The organism is Nitrosomonas cryotolerans ATCC 49181 (assembly GCF_900143275.1).
Lineage (GTDB): Bacteria > Pseudomonadota > Gammaproteobacteria > Burkholderiales > Nitrosomonadaceae > Nitrosomonas > Nitrosomonas cryotolerans.
This window is the reverse complement of the sequence record NZ_FSRO01000001.1, coordinates 1,353,213-1,370,364: the sequence shown is the minus strand read 5'-3', so window position 1 is coordinate 1,370,364 and position 17,152 is coordinate 1,353,213. Positions and strand designations below refer to the sequence as shown.

The window sequence follows — 17,152 nt, the reverse complement described above, 5'->3', positions numbered from 1 at the left end:
CAGCTCTATTTTAACCAGGCGTGAAGTAGAATTTTCCACTGATCCCGTCCCTCTTCAATACTTAAACTGGCGCGTTCAACGAGCTCCTGTAGTTTTATCAAATATGCACTCACCTGCTCTAATTCAATTTGATCAAACAATCCCTCGTTATATGCTACTAACCAAGCCATCTGAAATTCAATCGTCAACGGCGTGAGCAGTTCCTGTTTAAGCATCTCCCGTAGTACCTGTCCACGCCGTATACGTGCTTCCATGCCCGCTTCCAGCCGCGAACCAAAACGGGTAAATACTTCTAGCTCAAGAAACTGCAAATAATCCAGTTTCATACGTCCCGCTTCTTTCTTAATATTCGGGTGTTGTGCATTACCGCCAATACGTGACACCGAACGCGTTACATCAATCGCTGGCAAAAAACCGCGGACAAATAACTGGTGGTCAAAATAAATCTGACCATCAGTAATCGAAATTAAGTTCGTAGGAATATATGAAGCAATTTCGCCTTGCTCCGTTTCAACTATGGGCAATGCAGTCATGCTACCACCGCCCTCTCTAGCCGACAAACACGTGGAGCGCTCCAGTAATCGAGAATGGAGATAAAATATATCGCCAGGATAAGCTTCTCGGCCCGGAGGTCTGCGTAAAAGCAGTGAAAGTTCACGATAACTGCGTGCATGCGTACTTAAATCATCATATACAATCAAAGTATCCTGTCCTGTTGCCATCCAGCCTTCAGCCACAGCACAGCCAGCAAACGGTGCCAGATATTTCAGCCCCGACATAGCCGTCGCTTCTGCCACCAGCACTGTGGTATAAGCTAAAGCGCTCTCACGACGCAAAGTTTCAATGGTATTTACAACGGCAGAGCGCTTCTGGCCAATCAGGACATAAACACAAAAAACATTCTTACCCCGCTGGTTAATAACCGCATCAATTGCTAATGCGCTCTTGCCACAGCCGTTGTCCCCGATAATCAGCTGACGTTGTCCCTTACCAATGGGGATCAGCGTATCAACGATTTTATTGCCGGTATACATCGGCTGCACTACGAAATCACGTGCAATTATTGGCGGTGAACGGACATCTAATTTTCGATGTGCGGTAAATGAAATAGATCCGGCGCTGTCAAGCGGTACGCCTAATGGATCAATCACGCGGCCTAATAAGCCATTTCCAACACCGATACTCAAGCGCTCGCCTGTCAGATAAACTGAAGTGCCCGCAGCTAACTGCTTAGTCTGACGCAACAATATTGCACCCACACGATCATGTGCAAGATGAAAAACCAACGCACTACTACCATCTTCCAGATTGATTACCTCGTCCATACAAGCTGAGGGCAATCCGTCGATCCAGGCAATGCCATCTCCCACGGAAATAACCGTACCCTGTTCCGATAAACGTAAGCCATACTGATAATCTGACAGCCACACCGCCTGTTTTGCCAAAGGCGAATCGGCCTGTGAATCAGTAGATACCATCACATTATCAGGCATGCTGCAGTGCACCACTGAAAAATTTCAATTCATTGTGCAAATTTGCATGAAAAATCCAGGGACCAATTTCTATTTGAAACCCTGCAATTAATTCCGGATTAATCTCATATCTAGTCGGTAGCATCCTGCCGATTACCTCTGCCAGAGAATGAGATAATTCCGCCTGCTTATTATGTTCCAACGGGAATGCGCTCTGGACTTTAATCTGTAACCCAGGCACCGCAGCAGCCTCAGTTACGGCCCGTTTATTTTCTTTACCGAGGCGATGTAAATCTTCCAGCAACAGTGCATATAGCTGCGCTTCCAATTCCGGCGAAGCCAGCCTGGAAAGTAATTTGGTAGAAAATAGCGCACCTTGCGCAATACCCTTTTCCTCCATCATGTATTCAAAATCAAGTCGGGCGCGTTCATTTAAAACACGACGCCGCTCAACCTCTTCTGCGATTTTAGCCTCTAGTTCGGCCATTTTTCTTTCGCGTATCGCAGCCAACTCAGCCATTAGACGCGCCTGAGCCGCTTCTTTTTCAGCTTCCCATTCGATCAAACGTTGTTCATTTTTCTGTTTCAGTTCACTCGCTTCGGCTTCAATACGATGGGCGTCAGCCAGTGCTTTCTCAATACCCATACGGCGACGGGCGATAACGTCAAGGACAGGCTGATATAGAAATCGTTTTAAAATCCAGACAAGAATCAGGAAATTAATTATTTCAAGAATAAAAGTCGTCCAGTCAAAATCCACGTTCTTAACCCCTATTTAACCAGGTATTCCAGCAAAGGATTACGAAATAGAATGATCAGCACAATCACCAGTACATAAATCGCGAGTGACTCAATCATGGCGAGGCCAACAAACAAAGTACGCATAATCGATTTTTCAGCTTCCGGCTGCCGCGCGATTGCATCCAGTGCTTGGCTAATTGCGCGACCCATTGCCAATGCTGGAAACATCATACCGATCGCAACAGCAAGCGCCGCACCTACAGTAGAAAATATGGTGAACCAGGACATGTCGTTCATACGCTCTCTCCTTCCTCATTTTGTTCATAACCCTGTTGCGATTGCATCGCACCTGCAATATAAACCAGCGCTAACATGCCAAAAATATAAGCCTGTATCAGCGCTTCAATAATATGCAGCATTAACAACGGCACAGGCACCAACAAACCAGCGACTAGCAATACCAGCAACGCACCCAATTCCAGACTCATAATATTAGCAAACAAACGGACTGCCAATGCAACAGTGCGTGTCACCTCACTGATCAGGTGAAAGGGGAGTAACAAGGGTGTTGGACTAAGATAATGCTTAAAATAGCGGGAAGCACCCTCACTGCGGATGCCAAACCAATGTACCGACATAAACACCAGTAATGCTAAACCTGCTGTTACTGATAAATAGCCCGTAGGAGAATGTAACTGGGGAATCAGCCCTGTCATATTTGCCATGACAATATAAATCCACAAGGTTGCAATGAACGGCAACAGTTGCTGGGCGTGACTTGGCAGCACCGTTTTGATGCTCTCCTCCATTGCCAATAATATTCCCTCCAACATTGTCTGTAACGGTCCGGGACTAATCGACAGTCGTCGTGTGGCAAGCCAGCAAAATACGCCCAGTATCAGCATAATGCCCCATGTTGTCACCACAACCGAAGTAATTTCAAACATTCCGACATTAAACACCACAACGGCTGATTTCATAAGTGATCACCCTTAATGTATAAATATACATTTACTATGCCAATCACAAGGCCGACAACAAGCAATCCTACTGTCCAGTGAATCGAGTAACCTTCCACCCGACTATCCAACCAGTTACCTAAATAGACCCCGACTATGACCGGCAGCACAAACAACAATGACAGCGTGCCCATGAATATCGATTGAGCTAACAACGTGGGACGCTCCTTTTCCGCACGTTGCATACGCTTTACCTGCCGTTCTACTGATTTACGTAACTCGTCATCATCCACGATTCGGCTCCGCTATATTTTGACTCCGTTACGCTCCATCTGCCATAAACGTCGGAACATTTCCTGTTCCAAATTATTGAGGTTGCTTTTTATCTCTTTCAGCGCCTCTTCTTCTCTCAGTAATTGTTCCAGCAGCTCCACACTAATACGCTGATAATCTGCATCATGTAAAAAACGACGTGTACTGATATATAAATTATTACGCATAAAGTAAAGTATGCCGCCCGGAAATGCGAGATAGGACCAGCTGCCATCTTCTAATTGATAACGCGCCAGACCATAGCTCAACGCAGTCATCATGCGTTCATGACGGGAACGAATGCCAAAACTGCCCGACTTATCCTCTCCGATAAAACTAATGACACTTTTGATACAGGTATATTGCGTGGCACTTTGTACATGTAAAATAAAAGTATTCATATCACGCCCTGCATTGAGCCACGCATATAACAGCGTTCTTCCGAAACAGCGTCATAATCACCGCGCAAAAAAGCCTCGCAATCAGTAAGGGTCTGATCCAGTTTCACCGATACTCCCTGAATACCGCTATGTGATGTCATCACATGGAACGGTTGCGTCAAATAACGCTGCAGTTTGCGCGCGCGCATGACAATACACTGATCTTTTTCTGACAATGCTTCCAGACCAAGCATGGCAATAATATCTTCCAATTCCTGGTAACGCGCAAGATGTTCACGCACATTCTCAGCCACATGATAATGCCGGTCACCCAGAAAACTGCGATCCATCATTTTACTTGATGATTGCAAAGGATCTACCGTTGGATAAATACCCTTTGCAGCTTGGCTGCGTGACAAAATCACCACTGTATCCAGATGTGACAGAATGGTACTGACAGCCGGATCTGTCATATCATCTGCCGGAACATATACAGCCTCCACAGCAGTGATATCGCCATTACGCGTAGAAATGATACGTTCCTGTAATTCCGCAACTTCACTCATCAAGGTAGGCTGATAACCCACTGTAGCGGGCATACGCCCAAGTAATCCGGAAATCTCACTGCCGGCCTGTATAAAACGAAATACATTATCGATCAGCAACAATACTTCCTTACCCAGCGTATCCCGCAGATATTCCCCATAAGTCAATGCCGATAAACCGACACGAAAGCGTACACCGGGTGATTCATCCATCTGGCCAAACATCATCAAGGTGCGGGACATCACACCCGCATTTTGCATTTCATGCCATAATTCGTGACCTTCACGAATACGTTCGCCTACACCGGCGAATACAGAAACCCCTTGGTGCAAACTAACAATGGCATGCATGAATTCCATAATTAAGACCGTTTTACCCACACCGGCACCACCAAACAAGCCAGTTTTACCACCTTTAATAAAAGGGCAAAGTAAATCAATTACTTTAATACCTGATTCAAGAATTCCTGCTGCGGGAATCGTCTCTGATAATGACGCGGGAGGCGCGATGATGTCGCGCATCTCCTCAGTGGCCAGTGGTGGTCCACCATCTAATGGCGCACCAAACATATCCAGCATACGACTTAAACAATCCGGTGTAACAGGAATACGTAATGGTCCGCCACTGTCGAATACCAACAGACCCCGCTTCAACCCCCCTGTGGGGTGTAAAGCGATAGCACGTACGCGATGGGCATCTAGATGAAGATAAACTTCGAAAGGATAATATTCATGATCAAATGTGCAGAACAGGGCTTGATGCAGCGGCGGTAGACGATCACAAACCACATCCACTACGGGCCCATGAATTTCCTCAATCACACCAATTGGATCATTCGTGGATTGCATAGATCGGATTATCGGTTCCATGAGGCCAAACTCCATCACTTGGATATACCGTTATACCTGATCACGCCCGCTATCGACAAGTCATAAAAATAAATTAACCATCAAATCCATGTCATGCTCATAGCAGCATTGTCATTTCAGACTTGAAATTTTCTATTCACACACAATAATCGTATAATCAACTTCACTTTCAACCATATCTTTTTGCATGAATCCAACCTGGCAAATCTATCTGCAAAGTCGTAATGCAGTTATTGAGGATAATCGCGTCCTTCACTATGGTGAAGATCCTGCTGAATTAAGAAACACGCGTATTGATACTGATACCGTGATGGTCGATCTTTCGCATTTTGGACTGATTCGCTTCTCTGGTGAAGATGCCCACACTTTCTTACAGAGTCAATTAAGCTGCGATATCAGGCAGGTGAATTCCAACACCGCACAATATGGCAGTTATTGCACACCGAAAGGCCGTATTCTGGCTAATTTCCTACTTTGGCAAAACAATGATTTTTTGATGCAATTGCCGGCCGATTTATGCACTACTATCCAGAAAAGACTCTCTCTATTTGTATTACGTGCCAAAGTTCGATTGATTGATAACAGTGACACTCTCATACGTATCGGGATAGCTGGCAATAATGCCGCCAAATTAGCGGAAAAAACGTTAGGTATGCCGTTAGATCATCACCAGCACCTGGGTGTCATACAGAATGAATCAATCAGTCTTCTCTGTTATGCACCCAATCGTTATGAATTTGTTACATCCGTTGAGCATGCCCCTACGCTATGGACACACTTAAGCCAATACGCAAAACCTGTCGGCACTTTTTTATGGGATTGGCTAGAAATTCGAGCGGGCATTCCAACTATCCTGCCGGTGACTCAAGAACAGTTTATACCTCAAATGGTCAATCTGGATGCAATTAATGCAATCAGCTTCAAAAAAGGATGCTACCCGGGTCAGGAGATTGTTGCCCGTACCCAGTATCTAGGAAAAATCAAACGCCGCATGTACCTTGCTCATGTTGCATCAACACAATCCATTATGGCTGGAGACGAATTATTCAATACAGAAATGGCAAACCAGCCATGTGGAAAGATAGTCAATGCAGCCCCTTCACCGCATGACGGCACTGATGTACTAGCCGTAATTCAGATAAGCAGTATTAAAGCAGGCAGCATTCACTGGCAGACCCCAAGTGGCCCAACACTGGAAATCATTCCATTACCTTATCCGCTTGGTGAGTAGCCTCATGCTACCTATTCATTACTCGCAGCCAACGTCGCCATTTACCCTTAGTTTCTGTACTTCGCTGGTTTTTGGAACTATTAGAAAACCGTATATTTTCTGGTGCATTGGTTCCACCCGTCACAACAAATGTCATGGCCTCTTCCGTACTCCAATCAGTCATCACTACATCTTCCATTGGCACAATCTCGATATAACCAGATGTAGGATTAGGTGAGGTCGGCACATAAACTGCCGCCAGCTCCTTGCCAGTTTCTGTATCGTGCATAATTTTGGTTATAAAACCGATCGCTTTCATTGCAGATGAAGGAAAACTAATTAACACCACCCGTTGCCCAGTGACCGGCGATTGACTCAATGTATGCAAGAAACGCTTGGTCGCACCGTAGATAGTCTGCACGAAAGGAAGTTTAGCAAGCATATCTTCAAATACACCTATCACTTTCTTGCCAATAACAAAAGAGGCTAACAACCCAATACCGTACAGACTGGCAATCGTAAGTAAAGCGGCAACTGTCTGCTGAAAGCCAGAGTTCAATAACCAACTGGCGAGCGTATCTGAAAAGGGGCGAGCCGCACGCGCCATTCCTTTCAGCAAGGGAGTACCCATACGAGCGAGTATTTTTAATAAAAATTCAAATACGAGCCATGTGACCCAAAGTGGCGCCACAGTAAAGAATCCAATCAATACATAACGCCCGAAATGAGCAAAACGAGTCGTGCTCTGTTTGTCTCTGTTTTTTATGGTCATAATACTGCAATCACCTCCACTCACACTGATAATCTACTTTGAATAACGCTTTCTATTATACTAATCAACTCACAGGGACAAATTGACTTTGATTGACTTGTTCAAGTACGCCAGCGCTTAATCAATGTGAAACATACGCTCCAGACAAAATATTACACAGAAAATAATAATCTTTCCTTGGTTCTTTGTTATCAATTATCTGAACCGCATAAAAAAAGCAGAGAATGACAAGCTGTGCCCAAAGATTATTTAAGTTTCCTGCAGTACAACAAATAAGCGAGCAAACCGATCATTCAAAATAAAATTATGATATTTTGGAGCACATAATGAATCCGAACCCACGACATCCAGAGACTCATACGCTGGCAAATAATCAGCTCTCCGGATTTAATAATGATACAAAGCCAAATGATTCAGAAAACATAGCAAATACACAGCATTCCTTGCATGACACAATCGAGGCTTTTGCAAAAGCCCTCGCCAGAAGTTTTCTGCTATTGATTATAAAAGATTAATTTTTTAATCATTGGGGCTTTGCAAAGGTCTCAATCAATAACACGATTCAAATCATCATTCAGAAAAATCATGCCGAATTTCTTGATACCGCCAGCGACACTATTTCATAATCAATACGGCCGTAAGCAACCTAAGCAGTCTAAATATTTGATGCACCCTTAAATACTACAACCCAATCCGACCGGAATAAAACAATTTCTACACATTACTCATCATATACACAAACATATTATCTTGTCTTCGGGGAGAAAATATATCAATATAACAGCATTCCAGTACACTACTAACATGCCAAAACCCTGCCGTAGTGAAGCGGTATTTAAAACCAAACAGAATATTTCCACTGGACATTGACAAAACGCTGATCAATTGCTGGAAAGCAAGATGGGTTCTTGGTAGAATCATCGGGCATCGCCCTGTTTAAATCTTACTAACGCTTTATAAATTTAGTATTTTTACATCATATCCTTGCGCCAGATATTCGCACGATATCTATTTCTTTCGTCTGCAAAGATGAGACTAACCATCGCGTGCTTACCTATGGCCTAAATAGATATCAATAGCTTTTTAAAAAAATAATGCTGTTTTATCTCATACAAAACTTGAAAAACGTTGAAAAACGATATTAAAGTTGTAACCCGGCGTGCATCTCAATAATGATGCAACTTTTTAAAGAATGAAAAGGACTGTTATGTCATATAGTTCAACACAAATCAATAAACGCTTAAAAAGTCTACAACAACATCTTGCTGATGAACATCCGGATAATCCGGTATTAGCCAAAGCTGTAAAAAGCTTTCGCAAAATGGATTATGTCGGTCAGAGCATTGGATTACTAGATAAAGAAGAATCCTATGCGACTTGTGTCACCTGGTGGCCAATGATAGCGGTATTGGGTACATTTTCTGCTGGCAAGTCAACCTTCATCAACTCTTATTTGAATCTACCATTACAACGCACAGGAAATCATGCGGTAGATGATAAATTTACTGTTATTTGTTACAGTCGCCATAATGAAGCTAAAACTTTACCGGGTGTGGCATTAGACGCTGATCCACGTTTCCCATTTTTCCAGATCAGCCGCAGTATTGAAGAAATCGCTGAAGCGGGACAACAGCGCATTGATGCTTATCTACAATTAAAAACTTGCCCGTCCGAAAGTATACGAGGGAAAATTCTTATTGACTCCCCAGGGTTTGATGCAGATGAGCAGCGCGCATCAACATTACGCTTGACACAGCACATCATTAATCTATCCGATCTAGTATTGGTTTTCTTTGATGCGCGCCATCCAGAACCCAAGGCAATGCAGGATACGTTAGCCTATCTCGTATCGGCTAGTGTCGACCGTGCAGATGTGAACAAGTTTCTCTACATTCTTAATCAAATGGATGTAACAGCCAAAGAAGATAATCCTGAAGAAGTCGTCTCAGCCTGGCAACGTTCGCTCGCAGAAGTGGGTTTAATCGCTGGCCGATTCTACCGAATTTATGATCCCAACTCAGGTGTCCCCATTGATGATCCACAAGTCAAGGAACGCTATGAAAGAAAGCGTAGAGAGGACATGGCAGATATCGATGCCCGTATACAGCAAATTGAAATTGAACGTTCTTATCGTATCGTTGGCAAGCTCGAACACACTGCGAAAGTGCTTAAAGATCAAGTGACCAATAAGCTGACCACTATGTTGCAACGCTGGAAGAGCAGAGTAATACTGGTTGACAGTCTGGTATTTAGCACATTAGCTGTACTAACGGGATTGGCCTTAACACTGACCCATTCCTGGAATTCGGTAAAGGTTCTCGCCGCAGGGATACCGACAGCCGAGACAACATCACTCGTTGTTTTACTATTAGTATTGAGTAGTATGGGTTATATTCATTTTTCCATCCGCAGGCTCGTGGCTAATAAGATACTCAGGAATCTTGCTAAGGAACTGGGAGATAATCACGATATCTGCAAACAATACACCGGTGCATTTAACAAGAGTACTGTAGCATACCGCCCCATGTTCTTCCAGAATCCGGCGGGGTGGAACGAGGTAACTCAACAAATAATCGAGGAAGTAGTAAACGAGGCAAACGATTATATCCAAGCATTAAATGACCAATTTACCAATCCATCGGGTCACAATAATAAAAATGGTGAAGATTTACCAGCACAAGAATCCTGAGATTTTTTATCAATAAAATTTAATCAATGGCTTGAATTTATATTTTGCGTTCTAAAATATTTATTCAAGCCTATCGTAATCATTGAGGTCACAGATAACATCAAATTCATTCAGGCATAAACATATGCCAATCATTTGACTTATCTCTGCTCCTACCCATTTCTATTGCTTCTAATGCAGCGCTAATAATTATTTTGTTATCCTAATCAAAACGGAGCAGCTGCTTTTCATGTTTCTGTTATTTTCATCTGCAAAATTGTTAAAATTCTTTAAAACCACATAAAATCAACATGCTTCACTACAATGATGCCCCCAATAATTTTATTAAACTTATTTCCTTTTTCTAATTGTCTTAAAATAGCCCAATATCCTGATCTGTTTTGGACAAGGGTAATATTAAAGAGTAAAATTCCGCCTCTTTACTCTTTGCATTGAGCAATTTAATTGGAGAAAATATATGTCTGTCACAACCGATCAAAAAGCACAGATAGTACACGATTACCAAAGAGATGCTGGAGACACCGGCTCTCCGGAAGTTCAGGTCGCACTTTTAACAACTCGAATCAATGATTTGATTGGACATTTTAAAACGCATGTCAAAGATCACCATTCGCGCCGGGGTTTGTTACGTATGGTTAGCCGCCGTCGTAAATTACTCGATTATTTGAAGCGTCGCAATGTTAATGCATACCGAACACTCATTGAACGTCTCGGTTTACGTAAATAATTTGCATTCTATTAGAATCCAAGTAATAACATAATGTTTGAGCAGGCAGTTTTTCCGATAAAAAACTTATAAAAATCGAATATAAACAAGGCTAAGACGGGATAATTTCATCAAAAAAAGGATTGTTAATTGAAATCGATCAAGAAGAGCATTGCCTACGGGCGCCATCAACTCACACTGGAAACAGGAGAAATCGCAAGGCAGGCACATGGCGCGGTGATGGTTACAATGGGCGATACAGTGGTATTGGTTACCGTGGTTGGCGCAAAAAATGTCAAACAGGGGCAGGATTTTTTTCCATTAACCGTAGATTATCAAGAAAAATTCTATTCTGCAGGTCGAATTCCTGGTAGTTTCTTTAAACGGGAAGGTCGGCCTTCTGAGAAGGAAATACTGACCTCTCGGCTAATTGACCGCCCTATTCGTCCATTATTTCCGGACGGTTTTTATAATGAAGTACAGGTTGTTGCTACAGTCATGTCATCTGACAATGAAGTAGATGCTGACATCCCGGCATTGATTGGAACTTCTGCCGCACTAGTACTTTCAGGCATTCCATTCGACGGCCCAATTGGCGCTGCCCGTATTGGTTATATTAATGATGAGTATGTATTAAATCCAACCACTTCGGAACTTACACAAACTCAATTAAACCTTGTAGTAGCGGGCACAGAGCAAGCTGTTCTCATGGTGGAATCGGAGGCGATGGAGTTATCTGAAGATACAATGCTTGGTGCTGTCGTGTACGGCCATGAGCAAATGCAAACCGTCATTCGTACCATCAATGAACTCGCTGATGAAGCAGGCGTGACCGACTGGAACTGGACTCCAGAAGAAAAAGACACCCAATTATCAGAGAAGATTGCACAACTAGCAGAAGAAGATTTGCGTGAGGCTTTCAAGCTAAAACAAAAGCAAATGCGATCTGAAGCCATAGATAATATCTGGCAACGTATATCGACCGAGTTAAAAGTTGGCACAGACGATGGACCGGGTGTCCAACCATTTCAAGAAGCCTGTTTTACGCTTGAGTCTAAAATTGTTCGTAACCAGATTCTCAATGGTGAGCCACGTATAGATGGACGTGGCACGCGTACTGTACGGGCAATTAGTATTCGTAACGGGATACTGCCTCGCGCTCACGGTTCTGCTTTATTTACACGTGGAGAGACTCAGGCATTGGTGGTTGCGACGCTGGGAACCGCTCGCGATGAACAGAAAATCGATGCGCTGCAAGGCGACTATACTGACCGTTTCATGCTGCATTACAATATGCCGCCTTATGCTACTGGTGAAACAGGGCGCGTAGGTACTCCGAAACGTCGCGAGATCGGTCACGGTCGCTTAGCAAAACGAGCCTTAATTGCGGTACTGCCCACTCCAGAAGAATTTGGTTATTCATTACGCGTTGTATCCGAAATTACTGAATCAAACGGCTCCAGCTCTATGGCATCAGTTTGTGGTGGCTGTCTTGCCCTGATGGATGCGGGTGTACCGCTGAAAGCGCATGTAGCAGGTATTGCCATGGGACTTATTAAAGAAGGAAACCGGTTTGCCGTGCTGACGGATATTCTTGGTGATGAAGATCACCTCGGCGACATGGATTTCAAAGTGGCGGGCACAGAACAAGGCATCACCGCACTGCAAATGGATATAAAGATCCAGGGAATTACAAAAGAAATTATGCAGGCAGCGCTCATACAGGCCAAGGAAGGACGCATACATATTCTGGAAATCATGAAACAGGCACTTCCTTCCACTCGTGAAGATATCTCTGTACATGCACCACGTATCATTAAAATCAAGATTAATCCAGAAAAAATACGTGACGTGATTGGAAAGGGAGGCGCTGTAATACGTGCACTAACAGAAGAGACAGGCACAACTATTGATATTACGGATGATGGTATAGTGATGATAGCTTGCGTCAGCGCCGAAGGCGGCGAGCTCGCTAAAAAACGGATTGAAGATATTACTGCCGAGGTTGAAGTAGGCAAAATATATGACGGCACTGTATTAAAGTTACTTGATTTTGGTGCTATTGTCAGCATCTTACCCGGCAAGGATGGCTTATTACATATTTCACAGATTGCTAATGAGCGTGTCAATAATGTTACAGATCATCTCAAGGAAGGTCAGATTGTCCGCGTCAAGGTACTAGAGGCTGATGACAAAGGACGTCTTCGACTCAGTATGAAGGCAGCAGTTACTACAGAAGAACCAGAGCCAGAACCAGAACCAGAATCTGATAATATCATTTCATAATTATTATTCAGTGATGGTTTGATCTCCCTCAATATTAAAAGCCCTGTCGGAAAAGACAGGGCTTTTTCACCCCAAGCTCAGTATTAACAGCGTGTAAAACTAAACTAACCCATTTACTTAGCCATTTGCCTCTCTCTAATTTCATCCAATGTCTTGCAATCGATACAGAGCGTTGCGGTAGGACGGGCTTCAAGACGTTTCAAGCCGATCTCAATGCCACAGCTTTCACAGTATCCATAATCATCAGCATCTATTTTAGCGATAATCTCATCGATTTTCTTAATCAATTTACGCTCACGATCACGATTGCGTAATTCTAGTGTCATATCCGATTCCTGACTCGCCCGATCATTTGGATCAGCAAAAACAGTCGCTTCATCCTGCATTGTATGAACAGCTCGGTCAATATCCTTCCCCAATTCAATTTTCATACCTTCCAATATTTTACGGAAATGGACAAGCTGCTCTGGACTCATATAGTCCTCTCCCTTTTTTGGTTTATAGGGAATCACTTGTTTATATAACTCTTGAGGCATATTTTGTGGCATGTTAAATGCTCCTGTTGAATTCTCTTAATGTACAAAAAAGCATACTATTTACCAGAAAGCCCATTATACAACAAGTAGTCAGCACACCATGTTATCTGCATTCTTTGGCTGCTCCTCCCCTTAAAGAAAAAGGATTTCCAGTTTAATCATTGCAACCCAAATGTACCTGAGTATAAACAGGGCCTTATCCTATCTTCAGAGGATTAGCCATCGCCAGCTCGACGGCTAGAATATGATGTGCTGCGTTGATGTTGCGGCACGAATTATCCCACATTCAAAACAGAACATTTGCGTATATTTGACGACATCTGCCGTACGGTATAATCACAGTTCGAACAGCGCTTTGGCGAAGGGGAGGTTAATACCAATCAGAGCACACCCTTATCTCACAAAACATACAACATCGCCGCCCATTGTGTAATGTAAAAACCACTAAAATGGCAGATCAAAACCATCTCCTTATCTCTCCGATCCGAATTCCGGAGTTTTTCGAAAACTTTGATAAAACCTAAAAATGGAATTGAAATTGAATTGACTGCAAAGTCATAAAATACAGGGTAATAAGATAGGCGATTCGATTTATTTGACACCCTCCTCCGTCTAAAGACAGGGGATTTCTGCTGCATCTACCCCGGAATGGGGTAGATGACTTCGGTCAGCTCTTGTTCCTGACGACATTACTGCATCGTTCACTTGGCGGGCAAGCTGGGCATGTCCTGCCCTTAGAATATTGATGGCCACGTTGAGGGCTGCATTTTCTGTGTACTCACATTCGACACACGCGAACTTGGATTACGTTGTGCGATTCTCGGCAAACATATGGCCGCAGGCCGAGCACGTCCGGTTTGTGTTACGCGGATTGATGGCAAGCACATCACCGCCACGCCACGCTTGCTTCTATTCCAACTGGCGGCGGAATTCACCTCAGCCCTCATCGAGAATCGACTTATTGAGGCCCGTTTTGGCTTTGACACTTCATCCTGGCGGCTCAGCCCACGTTGGTCTTTCGCCAGCTTTGCCGCGTTTTTGCGGAAGGCCTTGGCCGGTTCAAACATCGTGCCATCCGAAAGTGGAGCAAATAACGTAACACCTGTGTCAAAACCCACAATGAATAAGGATGGATGCACCGGCTGCTCAAACCTTGCGCTCGGTCTGAATGCTGGCGTACCACTTGCCAGCAATACGGGATACGGCGCACTGCGCGCTGTTGATCACCATCTTATTTCGCGGCCTCTTATGGTGGCGCGCCAACTGCCATCATTCGCCAGTACATCGAGCAACAAACCCCAGATTGACCGATAATAAGGGCGCCTGCGGCATCCGCGCTATTTATCCTTCCCCCTGAACGGAGAGGATTTCCGCTCAGTCTGTTAAAACAATCCCTCCCTCTAAAAAATTAACGTTTGACATCCTCCCCTTCCTAAACGAAGGGGATTCCTAGCGACTTATTAAGCCGTTAAGAGTAGGTTTGTATTGCTACTGCCTACTGGTTCCTGCTTCTTAGACGAAACTAACGTTTCAACTCCACAGGCTAACAAGCGATGTCCTCGCTCAAGTACATTCAAGGCACCTACCAAGTCGGCATTGGCTTTAAATCCACATTCTGTACATTCAAAAGCACTTTGGCTTTTGCGATTGTCACGACTAACATGTTGACATCTAGGGCAGGTTTGAGAGGTGTATTGAGGGTTTACCTTCAATACATCCCCGCCTGAACAAGCCTGTTTATACTCCAAGAACGAAACGAACATTCCCCATCCTTGGTCAAGAATGGATTTGTTTAGACCCGATTTCGCTTTGGCGTTTTTACCATGCTTTTCAACACTGCCCTTGGCACTCTTAGACATGTTTCCTATCTTTAAATTCTCAACTACGACCATTGCGTGATTTTTGCTGATTTCGGTTGAGGTTTTGTGTAAGAAGTCTAAACGAGCATTGGCAATACGCTCATGCAGTCGGGTAATGATTTGTTTCTGCTTTTTCCAGTTAGCAGAGAGACGGACTTTTTTAGACAGCTTACGCTGTTCAAAAGCCAGTTTCTTTGATAACTTTCTGAAACTGTTTAAAGGTTCTACGTATGAGCCGTCTGACAAGGTTGCAAAGCGGGTAACGCCCATATCAACACCAATCATACTGGTTGAGCTATGACGCTTTAGCTCGGTCTCGTACTCAGTCTGAATCGACACGTACCAATAACCGCCTTTACGGGAAATCGTCATATTTTTAACGTCACCAATGACTTGGCGTGAATTACGATATTTCACCCAACCGATTTTAGGCAAGAACACTTTGCTAGACTCTTGCTCCAGCTTAAATCCTTGTGGATAACGAAAGCTGTCACTCAAACCTTTTTTCTTGAATTTTGGAATCCGTTTTAAAGGCTGTTTTTTATCAAAACCGTCTTTGAACGCTTTTTCTAAGTTTTTTAAGGCTTGTTGCAACGGTTGAGAATGAACGGTTTTTAGAAATCCATAATCTTCTGAGGATTTCCATAGCTTTAGCCAAAATGACAACTCGTTGTACCAAAGCAATGGCTGTTTCTGCTCTAATCTGAACAGATTCATTGCTAAGGCTTTATTCCAAACAAACCGATTAGCACCCGCAAACTCAACCATCTTCTGTACTTGGTCAGAATTTGGATTGAGTCGAAATTTAAAGGCTTTGCGTATAATCTGTTTCATGGTTATAATTATACAAAAAGGAATTGGTCTATGCAAGCTAATAACGATGTAAGAACAGGAAGAAATTGCGTTTTTAATCTTCATGTTCATTTGGTCTTTGTAACAAAATACCGTAGAGATGTTTTCTCCGGAAGGGTATTAATTGATTTGGAAGAAATATTTAAAAACGTGTGTTTGGATTTTGAAGCAGAATTGGTGGAATTTAACGGTGAGCATGATCATATTCACCTTTTAGTTAACTATCCACCAAAAATTGCTATTTCTAACTTGGTAAATAGTTTGAAAGGCGTTTCAAGCCGACTTATTCGCAAAAAGAATTATCCCGAAATTAAAAATAAGCTTTGGGGTAATATGCTTTGGAGTCCAAGCTATTTTGCGGGTAGTTGTGGTGGAGCACCACTCTCGATTATTAAGCAATATATTGAACAACAGCAAAGACCGCATTAAACAGGCTTCGCCTGTGCGCTTATATCTCCGCCCTGAAGGACGAAGTTTTACGCGCTATTTGATAAAACACGCATAAAATTGACGTTTTGTTTCTAAGGAGGTATAGTATCGCCTTTTCCGGGGTGTAGCGTAGCCTGGTAGCGCGCCTGGTTTGGGACCAGGATGTCGGGAGTTCAAATCTCTCCACCCCGACCAATTTTCTGCCTTGAGATATGAGGCAAGCCCGGTTTGAGTAGTGCCCGTAGCTCAACCGGATAGAGCACCAGCCTTCTAAGCTGGGGGTTACAGGTTCGATTCCTGTCGGGCACACCATATATTTCTAGTTGATATCTAGTTGAACGACACGTAGTACTCGATTCATTTTTCTAATGGTGGCTGTAGCTCAGTGGTAGAGTCCCGGATTGTGATTCCGGTTGTCGTGGGTTCGATCCCCATCAGCCACCCCATCTGATTACACACAGACTCTATCCAAATATTAAACTATCTACTGGCTTTAATAAAACGGTATAGATCAGTATCTTTTCTTTCTCAAAT

General features: G+C 43.4%; 17 protein-coding genes and 3 tRNA genes. 9 read left to right on the top strand and 11 right to left on the bottom strand.

The window, feature by feature from the left end:
- Positions 1–5 precede the first annotated feature (5 nt).
- Genes BUQ89_RS06150 through atpD form a run of 7 tightly spaced genes read right to left on the bottom strand, consistent with a single transcriptional unit; the run spans position 6 to position 5,279 of the window.
- Positions 6–1,493, bottom strand: a complete 1,488-nt coding sequence (locus tag BUQ89_RS06150; protein ID WP_083399552.1) for a F0F1 ATP synthase subunit alpha — start codon at positions 1,491–1,493, stop codon at positions 6–8.
- A complete protein-coding gene (locus tag BUQ89_RS06145) occupies positions 1,486–2,232 on the bottom strand; it encodes a F0F1 ATP synthase subunit delta (RefSeq protein ID WP_028462101.1) in 747 nt (248 codons plus the stop codon). Before BUQ89_RS06145 ends, BUQ89_RS06150 begins: the two co-directional genes overlap by 8 nt.
- Before the next feature lie 11 nt (positions 2,233–2,243).
- Entirely contained in the window at positions 2,244–2,510 is a 267-nt protein-coding gene (locus BUQ89_RS06140; RefSeq protein ID WP_028462100.1) for a F0F1 ATP synthase subunit C, read from the bottom strand.
- On the bottom strand, positions 2,507–3,193 hold the full coding sequence (locus tag BUQ89_RS06135; RefSeq protein ID WP_028462099.1) for a F0F1 ATP synthase subunit A: 687 nt from the start codon (positions 3,191–3,193) through the stop codon (positions 2,507–2,509). The genes BUQ89_RS06140 and BUQ89_RS06135 overlap by 4 nt, the downstream gene beginning before the upstream one ends.
- Positions 3,190–3,465 carry an AtpZ/AtpI family protein gene (locus BUQ89_RS06130; RefSeq protein ID WP_245812918.1) on the bottom strand — a complete coding sequence of 92 codons (276 nt, stop codon included), beginning with the start codon at positions 3,463–3,465 and terminating at the stop codon, positions 3,190–3,192. Before BUQ89_RS06130 ends, BUQ89_RS06135 begins: the two co-directional genes overlap by 4 nt.
- A gap of 12 nt (positions 3,466–3,477) precedes the next feature.
- Positions 3,478–3,885, bottom strand: a complete 408-nt coding sequence (locus tag BUQ89_RS06125; protein WP_028462097.1) for a F0F1 ATP synthase subunit delta/epsilon — start codon at positions 3,883–3,885, stop codon at positions 3,478–3,480.
- A complete protein-coding gene (gene atpD / locus BUQ89_RS06120) occupies positions 3,882–5,279 on the bottom strand; it encodes a F0F1 ATP synthase subunit beta (protein ID WP_051537656.1) in 1,398 nt (465 codons plus the stop codon). Before atpD ends, BUQ89_RS06125 begins: the two co-directional genes overlap by 4 nt.
- 187 nt (positions 5,280–5,466) lie before the next feature.
- On the opposite strand from atpD, the gene ygfZ reads away from it, so the two are divergent.
- Positions 5,467–6,510, top strand: a complete 1,044-nt coding sequence (ygfZ, locus tag BUQ89_RS06115; RefSeq protein WP_028462095.1) for a CAF17-like 4Fe-4S cluster assembly/insertion protein YgfZ — start codon at positions 5,467–5,469, stop codon at positions 6,508–6,510.
- Positions 6,511–6,517: 7 nt separating this feature from the next.
- Here ygfZ and BUQ89_RS06110 read toward each other — a convergent pair whose 3' ends face one another.
- A complete protein-coding gene (locus tag BUQ89_RS06110; RefSeq protein ID WP_028462094.1) occupies positions 6,518–7,261 on the bottom strand; it encodes a DUF502 domain-containing protein in 744 nt (247 codons plus the stop codon).
- Positions 7,262–7,587: 326 nt separating this feature from the next.
- On the opposite strand from BUQ89_RS06110, the gene BUQ89_RS06105 reads away from it, so the two are divergent.
- From BUQ89_RS06105 to pnp, 4 genes are all read left to right on the top strand, one after another.
- Positions 7,588–7,776 (top strand): hypothetical protein, encoded by a 189-nt coding sequence (locus tag BUQ89_RS06105; protein WP_028462093.1) that lies wholly within the window; start codon positions 7,588–7,590, stop codon positions 7,774–7,776.
- A 692-nt stretch (positions 7,777–8,468) separates the two neighbouring features.
- A complete protein-coding gene (locus BUQ89_RS06100) occupies positions 8,469–9,950 on the top strand; it encodes a dynamin family protein (protein WP_028462092.1) in 1,482 nt (493 codons plus the stop codon).
- 457 nt (positions 9,951–10,407) lie between these two features.
- Entirely contained in the window at positions 10,408–10,677 is a 270-nt protein-coding gene (gene rpsO / locus BUQ89_RS06095) for a 30S ribosomal protein S15 (protein WP_028462091.1), read from the top strand.
- Between the two features lie 129 nt (positions 10,678–10,806).
- A complete protein-coding gene (pnp, locus tag BUQ89_RS06090) occupies positions 10,807–12,942 on the top strand; it encodes a polyribonucleotide nucleotidyltransferase (protein WP_028462090.1) in 2,136 nt (711 codons plus the stop codon).
- Positions 12,943–13,055: 113 nt separating this feature from the next.
- Here the strand turns inward: pnp and dksA are convergent, their stop codons facing one another.
- The 3 genes from dksA to BUQ89_RS06075 all read right to left on the bottom strand — a co-directional run bounded on the left by dksA (position 13,056) and on the right by BUQ89_RS06075 (position 16,171).
- Positions 13,056–13,478: an RNA polymerase-binding protein DksA gene (gene dksA, locus BUQ89_RS06085; RefSeq protein ID WP_028462089.1), complete on the bottom strand. Its 423-nt coding sequence runs from the start codon at positions 13,476–13,478 to the stop codon at positions 13,056–13,058.
- Positions 13,479–14,212: 734 nt separating this feature from the next.
- Positions 14,213–14,617: a hypothetical protein gene (locus BUQ89_RS13510; protein WP_178377642.1), complete on the bottom strand. Its 405-nt coding sequence runs from the start codon at positions 14,615–14,617 to the stop codon at positions 14,213–14,215.
- Between the two features lie 321 nt (positions 14,618–14,938).
- Complete coding sequence (locus BUQ89_RS06075; protein WP_074202529.1) at positions 14,939–16,171, bottom strand: RNA-guided endonuclease InsQ/TnpB family protein; 1,233 nt, start codon at positions 16,169–16,171, stop codon at positions 14,939–14,941.
- Between the two features lie 30 nt (positions 16,172–16,201).
- Here BUQ89_RS06075 and tnpA point away from each other — a divergent pair, with 30 nt between their 5' ends.
- The 4 genes from tnpA to BUQ89_RS06055 all read left to right on the top strand — a co-directional run bounded on the left by tnpA (position 16,202) and on the right by BUQ89_RS06055 (position 17,064).
- Positions 16,202–16,618 (top strand): IS200/IS605 family transposase, encoded by a 417-nt coding sequence (tnpA, locus tag BUQ89_RS06070; protein ID WP_074202528.1) that lies wholly within the window; start codon positions 16,202–16,204, stop codon positions 16,616–16,618.
- Between the two features lie 118 nt (positions 16,619–16,736).
- Positions 16,737–16,813: transfer RNA gene (locus BUQ89_RS06065), tRNA-Pro, on the top strand.
- Positions 16,814–16,853: 40 nt separating this feature from the next.
- Positions 16,854–16,930: transfer RNA gene (locus tag BUQ89_RS06060), tRNA-Arg, on the top strand.
- A gap of 59 nt (positions 16,931–16,989) precedes the next feature.
- Positions 16,990–17,064 (top strand) — tRNA-His (locus BUQ89_RS06055).
- Positions 17,065–17,152: the final 88 nt, after the last annotated feature.

Excerpts from the sequence above, each read along its gene's own strand:
- BUQ89_RS06140 (WP_028462100.1), bottom strand. The coding sequence starts at position 2,510 with ATGAACGACATGTCCTGGTTCACCATATTTTCTACTGTAGGTGCGGCG.
- BUQ89_RS06135 (WP_028462099.1), bottom strand. The coding sequence starts at position 3,193 with ATGAAATCAGCCGTTGTGGTGTTTAATGTCGGAATGTTTGAAATTACT.
- BUQ89_RS06100 (WP_028462092.1), top strand. The coding sequence starts at position 8,469 with ATGTCATATAGTTCAACACAAATCAATAAACGCTTAAAAAGTCTACAA.
- atpD (WP_051537656.1), bottom strand. The coding sequence starts at position 5,279 with ATGGAACCGATAATCCGATCTATGCAATCCACGAATGATCCAATTGGT.
- BUQ89_RS06075 (WP_074202529.1), bottom strand. The coding sequence starts at position 16,171 with ATGAAACAGATTATACGCAAAGCCTTTAAATTTCGACTCAATCCAAAT.
- dksA (WP_028462089.1), bottom strand. The coding sequence starts at position 13,478 with ATGCCTCAAGAGTTATATAAACAAGTGATTCCCTATAAACCAAAAAAG.
- ygfZ (WP_028462095.1), top strand. The coding sequence starts at position 5,467 with ATGAATCCAACCTGGCAAATCTATCTGCAAAGTCGTAATGCAGTTATT.
- BUQ89_RS06110 (WP_028462094.1), bottom strand. The coding sequence starts at position 7,261 with ATGACCATAAAAAACAGAGACAAACAGAGCACGACTCGTTTTGCTCAT.
- tnpA (WP_074202528.1), top strand. The coding sequence starts at position 16,202 with ATGCAAGCTAATAACGATGTAAGAACAGGAAGAAATTGCGTTTTTAAT.
- BUQ89_RS06150 (WP_083399552.1), bottom strand. The coding sequence starts at position 1,493 with ATGCCTGATAATGTGATGGTATCTACTGATTCACAGGCCGATTCGCCT.
- BUQ89_RS06125 (WP_028462097.1), bottom strand. The coding sequence starts at position 3,885 with ATGAATACTTTTATTTTACATGTACAAAGTGCCACGCAATATACCTGT.
- BUQ89_RS06105 (WP_028462093.1), top strand. The coding sequence starts at position 7,588 with ATGAATCCGAACCCACGACATCCAGAGACTCATACGCTGGCAAATAAT.
- rpsO (WP_028462091.1), top strand. The coding sequence starts at position 10,408 with ATGTCTGTCACAACCGATCAAAAAGCACAGATAGTACACGATTACCAA.